Annotated in this window: 10 protein-coding genes, 1 tRNA gene and 3 pseudogenes; 9 read left to right on the top strand and 5 right to left on the bottom strand. The window is 48.7% G+C overall.

What is annotated here, in order from left to right:
• Positions 1 to 361 precede the first annotated feature (361 nt).
• Positions 362 to 727: a DUF2203 domain-containing protein gene (locus tag METMK1DRAFT_RS05775; protein WP_048087455.1), complete on the top strand. Its 366-nt coding sequence runs from the start codon at positions 362 to 364 to the stop codon at positions 725 to 727.
• A 216-nt stretch (positions 728 to 943) separates the two neighbouring features.
• On the opposite strand, the gene METMK1DRAFT_RS05780 is transcribed toward METMK1DRAFT_RS05775, so the two are convergent.
• Positions 944 to 2,338 (bottom strand): SelD-related putative sulfur metabolism protein, encoded by a 1,395-nt coding sequence (locus METMK1DRAFT_RS05780; RefSeq protein WP_009071674.1) that lies wholly within the window; start codon positions 2,336 to 2,338, stop codon positions 944 to 946.
• A 165-nt stretch (positions 2,339 to 2,503) separates the two neighbouring features.
• Between METMK1DRAFT_RS05780 and METMK1DRAFT_RS05785 the strand changes: the two genes are divergently transcribed.
• The 4 genes from METMK1DRAFT_RS05785 to prf1 all read left to right on the top strand — a co-directional run bounded on the left by METMK1DRAFT_RS05785 (position 2,504) and on the right by prf1 (position 5,686).
• Entirely contained in the window at positions 2,504 to 2,905 is a 402-nt protein-coding gene (locus tag METMK1DRAFT_RS05785) for a rhodanese-like domain-containing protein (protein ID WP_009071676.1), read from the top strand.
• A gap of 652 nt (positions 2,906 to 3,557) precedes the next feature.
• Positions 3,558 to 4,178 carry a phosphoribosyltransferase gene (locus METMK1DRAFT_RS05790; protein WP_009071680.1) on the top strand — a complete coding sequence of 207 codons (621 nt, stop codon included), beginning with the start codon at positions 3,558 to 3,560 and terminating at the stop codon, positions 4,176 to 4,178.
• A gap of 130 nt (positions 4,179 to 4,308) precedes the next feature.
• Entirely contained in the window at positions 4,309 to 4,458 is a 150-nt protein-coding gene (locus METMK1DRAFT_RS18150; RefSeq protein WP_009071683.1) for a hypothetical protein, read from the top strand.
• A gap of 145 nt (positions 4,459 to 4,603) precedes the next feature.
• Positions 4,604 to 5,686: a peptide chain release factor aRF-1 gene (gene prf1 / locus METMK1DRAFT_RS05795; protein WP_048087457.1), complete on the top strand. Its 1,083-nt coding sequence runs from the start codon at positions 4,604 to 4,606 to the stop codon at positions 5,684 to 5,686.
• A gap of 174 nt (positions 5,687 to 5,860) precedes the next feature.
• On the opposite strand, the gene METMK1DRAFT_RS05800 is transcribed toward prf1, so the two are convergent.
• The 4 genes from METMK1DRAFT_RS05800 to METMK1DRAFT_RS05815 all read right to left on the bottom strand — a co-directional run bounded on the left by METMK1DRAFT_RS05800 (position 5,861) and on the right by METMK1DRAFT_RS05815 (position 7,759).
• Positions 5,861 to 5,945: transfer RNA gene (locus tag METMK1DRAFT_RS05800), tRNA-Leu, on the bottom strand.
• A 61-nt stretch (positions 5,946 to 6,006) separates the two neighbouring features.
• Positions 6,007 to 6,807 (bottom strand): sulfite exporter TauE/SafE family protein, encoded by an 801-nt coding sequence (locus METMK1DRAFT_RS05805; RefSeq protein ID WP_245544564.1) that lies wholly within the window; start codon positions 6,805 to 6,807, stop codon positions 6,007 to 6,009.
• A gap of 24 nt (positions 6,808 to 6,831) precedes the next feature.
• Positions 6,832 to 7,011: a hypothetical protein gene (locus METMK1DRAFT_RS05810; RefSeq protein WP_009071690.1), complete on the bottom strand. Its 180-nt coding sequence runs from the start codon at positions 7,009 to 7,011 to the stop codon at positions 6,832 to 6,834.
• 64 nt (positions 7,012 to 7,075) lie between these two features.
• Positions 7,076 to 7,759: a mechanosensitive ion channel family protein gene (locus tag METMK1DRAFT_RS05815; protein WP_009071692.1), complete on the bottom strand. Its 684-nt coding sequence runs from the start codon at positions 7,757 to 7,759 to the stop codon at positions 7,076 to 7,078.
• Positions 7,760 to 8,296: 537 nt separating this feature from the next.
• Between METMK1DRAFT_RS05815 and METMK1DRAFT_RS05820 the strand changes: the two are divergent.
• The 4 genes and pseudogenes from METMK1DRAFT_RS05820 to METMK1DRAFT_RS05835 all read left to right on the top strand — a co-directional run.
• A pseudogene (locus METMK1DRAFT_RS05820) lies at positions 8,297 to 8,923 on the top strand (IS607 family transposase).
• 77 nt (positions 8,924 to 9,000) lie between these two features.
• Positions 9,001 to 10,269 carry a hypothetical protein gene (locus METMK1DRAFT_RS05825; RefSeq protein WP_009071697.1) on the top strand — a complete coding sequence of 423 codons (1,269 nt, stop codon included), beginning with the start codon at positions 9,001 to 9,003 and terminating at the stop codon, positions 10,267 to 10,269.
• Positions 10,270 to 10,396: 127 nt separating this feature from the next.
• Positions 10,397 to 11,295: pseudogene (locus METMK1DRAFT_RS20020) on the top strand (IS701 family transposase); the annotation flags it as partial.
• Between the two features lie 212 nt (positions 11,296 to 11,507).
• Positions 11,508 to 11,747, top strand: a pseudogene (locus METMK1DRAFT_RS05835) (DUF4322 domain-containing protein); the annotation flags it as partial.

The following is an 11,747-nucleotide window of genomic DNA, read 5'->3' on the forward strand; positions in this document are numbered from 1 at the left end:
CGTGGTACGCCTAAAGGAATACGTAGTCGCGAGCCCTCTTCGAGCTCAGGGGAACGTGACCCGCTCACTGAGGGACCGGATAAACGAGGAGCTCCAACACCGGTCATTGCATTACGTCTTTCTTACAGGGTGATACCCATGGGAAAATCTCGTTAGCTGGTAATTCAAATTACGCGTAGGCGAATTCCTCACAAACGTCCTAATTTATTGACGTAGTTGAGGAACTCAGTTAACAGTAAACCACTAAATCTTCCCCTCAACACTCAAATGTGATGATGAGCCTTACAAGGGCAGAACAGTGACGATATTAACTCACTGATTTACTTAGGTTTAAAATGTCATGGGAGAATTTCATATGTGGATGGAGTACAAGTACTTTGACCTTAAAACCGCCAAGGAGCTCCTCCCGTGGGTCAGGGAGAAACTTAAAGAGCTCAGAGAGGCCCACTTGAACGCCGAGAGGGCACTCCTGAGCGGAAAGAAAGAATTCATAGAGCACTACTCCCTGAAGGTAGACTCAGTGGTCAGGGACATAACGGAAAAGGGGATCATAATTAGGGACGTCTCACTAGGCTTGGTGGACTTTCCAGCTGTCATAAACGATAGGCCTGCATACCTCTGTTGGAAGGCAGACGAAGACGACATAAGGTACTGGCATTACGTTGAGGAAGGGTTTGCAGGGAGAAAGAGACTCACAGGGAGTGAGAACATCCTAAGTTATCAATAATTCCCAGAAGTGCCAGCCTATTAGGTCTAACCGCTAACAGGATCACTTAGTTCCAAAAGTCCACTATCCGCTTCCAAAAGGTTCCTCTTATGCCGGTGATTAATGCACAAGAAATTAATTTCAGCATTTATGGGATTTTCCCTTAGGTACCACCCTGTAATCTAGGCGAAATCTAATAACTGCTGAAATTTCTCGAGTTCAGACGGGCCATTCGGGCTAAGAATCTCTCACCTTAAAGTACTTCAGTATATTCTCCCTGTGGATCAACTTGCACACGTCTTTCTTGACGTACACTATTCCTGTTCCCTTCCTTATCACTCTCCCAATAACTCTTGGTTCCAGTCCATCTCTCTGCAGTCTTTGGGCCACATTATCAATTACTTTCCTAGAAGCAAACAAAACTGTAGCCCCGTTGGTTCCAGCAGTGGAGTTTGGAATTATGAAGTTCTCCGTTGCAAATTCACAGATGTCCCTGTCCACTACTGGTATGTCATAGAGTTCCACGTCGACCTTAGCCTTATCGGCGAACTCCTTTATTACAAATATTCCCGGACCAGTGACATCTGTGGTCATGGCCACGTGAGAGTCCTTGTCAAACGTTCCCCCGAACTCAGGAAGATGCTCGTATATAACCTTCGCCGTCGCAAAGTTAGGAACTGACATGTACCTGAGGGCCTTGCTCTTAACCTCCTCGACCTTCCCGAGGGTGATACCTCTAGACTCCATTAGCTCCAATAACTCTGGTACTGTCAGAAGCCACATGTGAACGTTTATTGGGGTCAGCTCTCCAACTGGCCTAGTTACCAGGATCTCCATTCCCTCGTCTACTCTGTCGTAAAAGGTTGGCAACTCGTGATCTGACCTACCTATGATCGTAGCACCTATCATCAGGGTTCCAGTGCTGGGCTGTACTTCATCAATGACTGGTACGTTGTATCTTCTGGAGAAGTTCTCGAAGTTCCTCATCAATTTCTCCTTGAGCTCAGGATCAGGTGCGTCAGCCACCGGGATCATCTTGAGGTCCTGAAACGCTCCCTTGGTGAAGAGATCGTTAAGGGAGTTTGAGACCCCAACGTCAACCTGCATTTGTGTACCCGGATCCTCAAGGGGATCAACAATCTGTATGGTGTCGTTGTTGGCCAAGGTGTAAGACTTTAGCCTCCCTCCGTCCAGCTTTATGAGGTCTAGCACCGCCACCTCTCCCCTAGGGTTGGTGGTAACTATGGAGTGCCCTTTTCCTACGACGAGCCTCCTCCTCGTCTTCACGCCCGTGTAGACTCTCATGAGGAACTCAGCGAATTTCTCTGGGTTACCGGCAGTCTCTTGATTGACTTGGATCAGACTCACGGCCCTGTCGGCGTCGAATTCTCCTCCGTTTATAACCCTTTTTAAGGTCTCACTCTCCCTGCTGATGAAGATGTCCGTATCCTCCCTGGGCATAAGCTCTATGTTGTTCTCCAATAGTTTCGCCCTAATCTTCTCCAGGGCCGGGTAGACCGTGTCTATCAGATCCACCTTTACCGCACAACCGGTTGCCAGCGAAAGCGGGTTCAGTCCCATTCTCTTGTACTTTGCCAAGTTATCCCTGAATCTCTCGAATAGATCGGTCATCGTTAACTACACAATTACACTTCTCTGGCGTCATTTTAAAAACTTACCTTAGACGTGAAATCTTTAAATAAAACCATTTAATTTATTTTAGAGTAATTTTTACCACTTAGGTATTAGAACAAATCAAAAGGAAAATATTTAAACCCCCTTTAACGATGTTAACGTATGCAGATTATAGAGCAGTACTCGACTCCGTTTTACAAGAATGTTGTGGACATGCCTCCGTCCATGGTGAGGAGACTCTGGAAGAGGAACCAGTTGCTCCTTTTGGACATAAGGACACCAGAGGAGTATGTGGACCATCACATACCTGGTGCCCTCCTAATACCCATGGACTACCTTGAGGTACTTTCAGAGTACTTCAGCGACAAGGAAGTTGCTGTGATATGCGAGCACGGCAACAGGGCTAGGGTGGCTACCTATGGGATGCCACACCTCTATAAGAAGAGAGCAGTGTACATGATAGGAGGGATGGCCCTGTGGATGTCCATGGGTTATGAAATAGTGCGAGGGATGGACGAGAACGGACTACTATGGGAGAAGTGGCTTGACGAGAAGTTAAAGTGAGCTCCCTTATCTCGAAAGAGGATAAGGACGTAAGCTCGGAACATACGAGCTCCTATCCCCTGTATGGGATTGAACTCTCTTACGTTTATCTTAACAAGGGGTTCAAAGGGGGCGGAAGACTCCATCCGTAAGGGTGGAGATGGATAGCCCCCTTTGTAGTTACATTTAAATGCGTATTTTTCAAATATTCTATTAATGGCAGTCACTGACGGAGTAAGCGTCACTGAGACGCCTTGGTTAAAGCGAGGGTCTATGTGGTACGCCTCTGCTCCATTCAACAGTCCCATATTGGGATACTGTGGGTTCACATTAGTGCTCGGGGTCGGAACGACCCTTAGTGCCTGTGGAGCTGAGACCTCTACCCTTTGGGCAAGCCTCGGCTTTGAAGCAGGAAGCCCTGTCCGTTAGGGCGGGGTAGTTCACGAAACTATCTCTACTCTTTTTACATACTAACGCGGGCGTCAGCTGAGAGAACGGTGCGAAGTCTAGGACGATGAGGCCGAACTGAAGATCTCGTGGTGGTCAGTCACGAGATAGGTTCAGGCAGAGCTTCGACTCTCCACAGAGCTACAGCGCAACAAGTGTTCAAACCGACTCAAGGGAACCATAAAATTGATTAAGGTTCAAATAAAACGGGTGAAGGGTTTTACAGTTGCCCAAGATTCCAGTGAAGGTTGTGACTTGGGCTGACATAGTTAGGCTGTCAGACGAGTTGGCAGAGAAGATAAAGGTATCCTACTCTCCAGACGTCATAATAGCAGTAGCTAGGGGAGGATTGGTGCCAGCCAGATTGTTGGCCGACGCCCTAGGTGTGGTAGACGTACTCTCCCTCAAGGTGGAGCACTGGGTGGTGACTGCTTCCCACACTCCTGAGGCGAGGATAAAGTATCCCTACAAGGTCGATCTGAGCGATAAGAAGGTACTGATAGTTGACGACATAACAGATACAGGCGATAGCCTCATTTTGACCAGCAAGTTCGTTACGGAGAACTTCTCGCCTAAAGTCTTAAGGACTGCAACGTTACAACACATAGCTTCCTCGTCAAAGTATCAGCCAGACTTCTTCGCCCAGATAATCACTGAATGGGCCTGGTTCATGTACCCCTGGAATTATTGGGAGGACGAAATAAACTTGGTTAGGAAGTTGCTCGAGGAGAGGAAGGGCGTAAAGGTCAGTGAGTTGGAGAGGGACTTCGAGGAAAGCTACGGAGTCAGGCCTCCCATAAGCTTGAACAAGATTGAGGACGAGATGAGGAGGAGGAGGCTAATTTAGAGGAAAGGCCTAAAGACTATAACATTCCTGCGTAACTTTTAAACATTTTAATCACTTTTAAATCCAATACGACGTGGGTTATGCTCATATGGTGTTACCAAGGAATTTCCTTTTGATGACCTCCTAACTGATGACGGGCACCGCTCACGAGGACGGGAGGGTATTTAAGTTTCCCTCGACCAGCCTTATTGATCTGGGGGTGACCGTGTATGAGCCCTCAGCAGGGGTGCCCGTGGCGTATTTAGAAGTGGTTAAAGAAGGTAAGTTACGCCACGGGTAAACACATCGTCTTGATTGCTTTTCGCTTTCCATTTAGATATCGATTTTCACACGATATGATTCAAGTCACGTCTTCAGACACTGATTTTTTAACTCCCGGCTTCCCCAATCTAATTGATCAGGGATGAGTCTTTGACAGGTATCAGATAAGTAGACAGGAGCTCAAGGTCCTACTTAGGGAGTTGAAGAAATGGAGTGCTCCAGCCACCGTACTACTATCCCTTTACATACCCCCGGGCAGGCCTGTTTCAGATGTGGTGAACATGCTTAGGCAAGAGGCATCCATAGCACAGAACATAAAGTTGAAGAGGACCAGGGACGCTGTGGAGTCAGCTATCACGTCTGCAATAGACAGGCTGGTGACCATAAACAAGGTACCAGAGACAGGTCTCGTGATGTTTTGCGGGCAAAACTTCGATACCAATGAATTCAAGTGTTACATGTTCTCCCCTCCAGAGAAGGTCACAGTGTACTTCTACAGGACAGACAAACAGTTTCACACGGAGTTCCTGGAGGACATGGTGGAGACGAGCGACGTTTACGGTCTCTTGATCGTGGAGAGAGACCAAGGCACCATAGGATTACTTAGGGGTTCCAGGATAGAGGTACTAGACGAGGAGGAGGGCTACGTACCTGGGAAACACATGATGGGAGGACAATCACAAAGAAGGATTGACAGAATAATAGAGGAGTTATATCATGATTTCCTGAAGAGTTTCGGAGAGAAGGTGAACAGTTACTTTCTCCCTTACTTGGAAAGCGGGAAGCTCAAGGGTATACTGTTGGGGGGACCAGGGTACGCAAAGAAGGATTTCTACGACTCGGACTACTTGGACTACAGACTGAAGAAGCTCATCCTCCTTCCTCTGGTGGACATAGGCTATCAGGGAGAGGCAGGATTGAGGGAGATGGTAATGAAATCAAAGGATTTGCTCAAGAATCAGAAATACGTTGAGATAGAGGATCTCATCGAGGAGCTGAAGTATCACATGGCAAAGGATGACGGGTTAGTAGTGTATGGAATTGAGGAGGTCAACAAGGCCTTAAGCATGGGCGCTGTAGATAAAATGATAGTCTACGACGAGGGTAGGCCAGAATTAGAGAAGATAGCCCAGGAAGCGGAGAAGTATGGAACTAAGGTATACATAGTTGGCGAGGAGGTACCAGAGGCTGAATGGGTTAGGAAGACCTTCGGTGGTCTAGTGGGGAAACTCAGGTACAGGGTCTAACTTAGACCTAGGAAGAGATCTTAAAGCCCACGTGGGCACTCTTAAGGATTTTTACGTCGAGGTTCCACAGTTTAAGTTGCACCGAACGTCCATCTACGTAATAAACGGCGAAGTCTTCGCCCTTAACTTCACTTTTAGGTCAAAAATTCTCAAGGTTCAGGAACTGGAGAGAAGTGCGGGGGGCGGGATTTGAACCCGCGCAGGACTACTCCAGTGGAGCCTCAGTCCACCCCCTTTGGCCTAGCTCGGGCACCCCCGCTCAAGGTTTAATCCTGCTTATCAAATAATAACGTTTTCTTCCCTACATGATCTGAACGCTTTCACATTCGGATGAGCCTTATTACCTCAGAGAGGCAAGTTATCACGAACACGGTCCCCAAAGACGCGTAGATTATGGAGGGTCTCAACCTATGGGCGAGCTTTGAGAAGAGATAGCCAGAACCCAACGCCGCTATTCCAATGATCAATGACGTGGCCAGATCTAAATTTCCTGAGATGGCATAGCCCAGGCTACCACTCAGGGCTGAGAGGAGCATGGCCAAAGTTCCAGTGCCTATCATGACCCTAACGTCCATGGAGTAGATCATCATCATTATGGCAATGAACATTATCCCCCCGCTGGTCCCTAGGGTTCCGGTTAATACCCCAACGCAGATACTCAAGGGAAGGGCCAGCCACCCCCTCCTCACTTTACTGATGTTATCTAACTTAACTCCCTTAATCGATCTACGGAAGGAGACCACGGCCATGATCCCAGCAAAGAGTGAGAACGCTATCTCAAGGGGAGTCGGATTCAGGTAAAGGGCTAGTCTCACTCCCAGTTGAGCTCCTAGGACCGCCCCCACTCCCATGAGCCCAGCCACCCTCAGCTTCACGTCTCCATATCTTAAGTAGGCATAGACCACTGAGGTCGTGGTGATGACGTCTATGGCCAGACTGACACCCACGGCCTCTTGGAACGAGTATCCAAGGAAAGTTAATACAGGCACTACCACTAGCACTCCGGAGGAACCCGTGATCCCAGTCAACGCACCTACTGCAAGACCTAATAGTATCAAGAGCAAGGGGTTCATTTCACTAGACTGGATGGATCCAGGTTTAAAAAGGAAAGCATTGGTCACTTTTGCCGGGCTTCCCGTTTATCCCTACACTTTCATTTCAATCATTTTATGTTCATTCATAATCAAGTGCACGGACTTAGCCCTCAACCACCCACTTAAGGTAGGTGGGTCATGGGACTCCTTCGAGCCAAACGGCACGTTGCTCACATCTCTGCAATCACTCCCACCCTTTTGGGCATAGCCCACATCGGTGTGGGAGGTCATTATTCATCAACAAAAGTTTGTTATAAACAAATATAAAAAGATTTCTATCAACGTGAAAAAGGATTCAGCCCTGTTTACTCTCCTGTGGCGGTTTAGGAGGGAAGAGATATATCTTATTCCCGAACACGGTGTTGTTGGGGATTATGGCGACCGTCCCATCGGATTTGAGAACGTAGGTGAATAGAGTGGTTATTTCCTCTACAGTTCCCTCTTCTCCAGTGACGCTTATGTGGTCCTTTATTCTAAAGGGTCTGGAGAGGAGGAGAAAGAGGCCAGCCAAAGCCTGACCTAAAACCTGTTGGGAGGCGAAGCCTATCACTATCCCCAAGAACCCGCCCAGGGCAACTCCCGATGTCCCTCCAGCTACTCCTCCAGCTATGGCCGCCACCAGGGCTCCTACCCCTACTAATCTCAATACGCTCCTCATGGAAGCTGCAGTTGGATGGTCATACTTTAACCTAAGGTTCCAGTAAACCACTGAGATGAAGGCTTGAAGTATGAGGTAGCCGAAAAGGAGCGAAAGGAGTACATTAACGTATGGCTGATACCCTCCGATGGAGTTAGTTATGGCTACGGAGCCCGAAGAAGTCGGTAGGTAGAACTTTAAACTCTCCAGGAAAGGGAAGATAAGGTTGTTCACCAGTGCCTCCACCACTACGTAGAGGACTATGTAAAGCACTAGCTTTATCGTCACCTCTGCTATTTTTTTCCTAATCTGATTTATTTCCTTTACATCTTCATCTTTCATATTTTTCTCCTTACAATGTTACTTTAAAAAGTTATTTTTCAAAACACGTCCGGTGATTAGGATCCTCTCAACGAATTGTAATATCTCTCCTGAATTAGGGTCGTTTATCTAGGATAAATTGAGTATAACTTGTAGCCTCTATGAGGAATACGAGAGACTGCAGTGTTATCGCCGAGAGAGGTGACGTGGCGGGACACCACTCACGTGCCTGGGGCTCTCCTCCTCGGTGTCGCTCCCCCTATACCTCTCCAATGTCCTGGAAATGCCCCAAGCACTGCTTTTAACGGAACACGAGCTCGTAATGAACAGTTAGTTGAATCGTAAACCGCTACTAGTATTGCATTGAACTTGAGCGTTTCAACACTGCACTTGGCCACCTTTCTGCCGGAAAGGGAGCGATTCACGGATCCATTGCGAATAGTTATTTCAAGCTATTATGCAATGTGAATTCTACTTCACCACAGCTGAGTCCACATTGTTGTTAGTAGTTCCGATAAACCGTGAAATTTATACTCTTTGTATGTAAGTTCAATTGTAATGCTGAAACCTAAGGAAGTGCGCCAAAACCGGAAATATCCTACCGCACGTTGCAGAGCTACGTTAAGAAGGGTTACATTAAACATGTACTAGAGACCGGGAAGTGGAGGTTCAGGGATGACGTGGAAAAGTTGATGAGAATTGTTAGGAAGAGGAAAGTAGTATTATACGCTAGGGTATCATCAAATACACGAAAGGACGACTTGATAAACCAAGTTAAATACCTTGAGGAGAACGTTAAAGAACGACCAAGTGATAACCGACGTGGGATCTTCATTGAACGTGAAGAGGAAGGGGTTCCTCAAGTTGCTCAGGATGATACTAAACAACGAGGTGTCAAAAACCATAGCCTACCCGGACAGGCTGGTGAGGTTCGGCTTCGAGATACTTGAAGAGATGTGCAGAGCACACAACTACGAGATAGTTACTCTAAGGGAGGACGAAACACCCGAGCGGGAACTGGTCGAAGACTTAATCTCTATAGTGGTATCATTCAGCGGAAAACTGTATGCAGCAGTTATGGAACTTTCCCTTAAATATCGCCCTGTAATCAAGGTCAAATCTAGTAACTGTCATAAATGGTCGAGGCTCACGGGAGAGATGTCCTTACCAGGATTTGAGATCTAGTCCTGTGCCACACATGAGGGTAAAAGGCACTCGACCCCCCGTAAAGATAAAAGTGGGCGAGACATCTCTCAAAAGACGTGAAGAAACTAGCGAGAGAGATAGCCTCCGAGATAGACAGGGGAAGGTACCTTCTGGTGGTTCCGGGCTTCGACTCGAGCTTCTTGAGTTACCTGAAAGACGAGGCAGAAGATGCCGACGTTTTGCTCCCTTGGGAACTGGGCAGATCCACAGAGGAGAAAACTGAAGTTGTGGTCAGTAACTTCGCCACTCCCTCCCTGATAGCCTGGGCAGATTACGTACTGTTTAACACCAGCGAGGAGTTGATGCTCGAGGGATATCATAAGCCCTTCCGCGTGCTCCAGTACACATATGACTCCCCAATCTCGTGGTTGAGGTACTCCGTGAGGAGGGTGGAAATCGTAGCTTCCCTTGCAGGGGAAGGATCGTTGGTTGTTCCTGCCAACTTCGAGGAAGGGAGAAGCTTGGAGAGGAAGGGAGTAGAGGTCGTGTATTCTCTCGCCAGTGTGAGGAGGACTGAAAGAGTGATACTTGCCAGGAGGCTCAGGTCCATCACAGCCTATCTTCAGGTGAGGTCTATGGTACTGGATGGAGGTATGTTAGTGGATGTGGGAGGCAACTCGACCCACGAGGAGTGGTCCAAAGTCACTCTGGGAGAACTGGGGATGTTCCCTGCAAGGGACATGAACACTCCTCACTCCTCCTCTACCGAGTTAAAGGAGTTCAAGTTGCTCAAGAAGTCCGAGAAGTTGGTTACCCCAAGGACTAAGCTACCCAAGTTGGTGATTCAGAGGGGGAAGTTGACCGCAGGCGGGAAGGTCATAGCGGAATACAAGATCAGGGGAGGACTGCTTCTCCTTAAACTCAAGTGCCCCACCACAACTACCCTATCCACGAAGAGGGTTCACAGGTCTGCCTTCCTACAACCTGCCTCCACGGGCCGTTGCACTTTCTATTACTCGTGTCTGAACTCACTTAGGGAAAGGGACACCTGCAAGGAGTTATCCATGAGGGCATACCTCCACTTGAGAAATCACGTCAACCGAGTTTCTAACCTCAACTTCTCAGGTATCATAAATTCGGCGTTAAAAGGAGTATCCATGAGGGAGATCATGATGGGGAAGAGGATTACCCTGGTACTTGACGGGGAGGAGCTCCCGGTGACCTTGAGAGGTGAGGAGGGCTATATACGTGTGGAATGTTCAGACTGTTTGAAGTTCAAGAGAGCGAGCCTGAGGATAAAGGATCTGGAGACCAACTACGCGAAACTCAAGAGAGTGTTAAAGGATTTACTTTTGAAGGAGATGACCACCTGGAGGCACAGATGAGCAGGGACTAAGTGTTTGCCCGTGGCGTATTTAGAAGTGGTTAAAGAAGGTAACAGCGGTTATGGGAATCTTAGGGAGGTAATACGGGGAAGTCGGTATTGGCGAGAAGTTTTTCGACGTCGTCCCGCTGAAAAGGTGCGGAAAGGGACAGATCGAGTTCGCTAGGGAGAGGCCGGTCAGGGAGGTCAACAGGCTGGGCGTGGTCGGGAGGAACGGGAGGAGCAGGAAGGTTAACTGGCGCTAGTCCTCATGGTCCTGGTAGGTGGGAGGGCCAGCGTGAGGAACGCGGCCGAGACTTTCGGGTTGGACTACGCAAACCTGCTGGGGGCGTTGGGAGAACTCGACGACGCGTGGAGGGACTGGAGGTCCTGTCGGGGCTGGTGAAGGGTCAGGTCGTCATCATAGACGACACCGTTGACCACGACGCTCCGGGTAGACGTGAGCCCCCGGGAACTACTGGACCTACTGCCACACCCACGGGAGGTTCGAGAGGGCCAAGCTCCTCACGGTCGCCATAGTGGACCTCTCCACGGGCAGGACGTTCATGGTGGTTTTCCCCTACGCCGTGAGGAAGATGTTGAATATGGGGATGGTCACCGAGTTCAAGACCAAGATCGACTTGGCCAGGGAGATGTTGGACGTGCTCAAGGGGCGCTTCCGGTAGCCAGGGTCGTCTTCGACTCCAGTACTGTCCGAGAAGCTCGTGACGGACAACGTGGTGTCTGAGCTCAAGTCCAACCGAGCTCAGGGTCGAGTCGGTCCAGGGGACCCTCGAGGAGGTGGAGGGACACCTCCCAGTGGGATACCCCCCCGGAGTCTACTACGCCGACCTGACCCTGGGAGGCCGAGCGATTACGGTAAAGTTGTTAGTCCGGGAACATAAACGTGACTCTGGGACACACGTCAGGTACCTCTACACCACCGACCTCTCGCTCAGCGAGGAGGAGATCGAGGAGGCCTGTCGGGTGGGAGATCGAGGAGCTCCACAGGGACGTCAAGGCCCTGGGACTGGGGGACTCCTCGTTCTCGGTAGACCCAAAATCATATTATGAAAAATAACTCCAGCAGGATAATATCGATTCATGATAGATAACAGGATTTATAAGGGTATTAAGAATTCAGTTGTAGAAAGGTTTAAGGTGAGGGAGATGTGGTATTACCACGTGTGAGAGCGAGATGATAATACACCATCTCCCTCACCAAACAACGTTCAACAAATAGGATATAAATTACTTTCCATGCTGAACTTCAAGGGAAAGAGAGGGGAAGAGGTGGCGAGAACCCTCATCTCAGCGTGTTTGTGGAACGATTCAGTAGAGAACAAGTCGAGGGCGTACGGCGTGTCCCCACAGACCGTGAGGAATTACGTGGAGGAGCAAGGGGTGGAAGTTATTGAGAAACTCTTGGAACAAGTGAGGAAATGTCCTTGAAGGTACTGAAGGGAGTCAAGGAGATAGACCTCTCAATAGACTGGACAA

The organism is Metallosphaera yellowstonensis MK1, from assembly GCF_000243315.1.
Classification (GTDB): Archaea; Thermoproteota; Thermoprotei_A; order Sulfolobales; family Sulfolobaceae; genus Metallosphaera; species Metallosphaera yellowstonensis.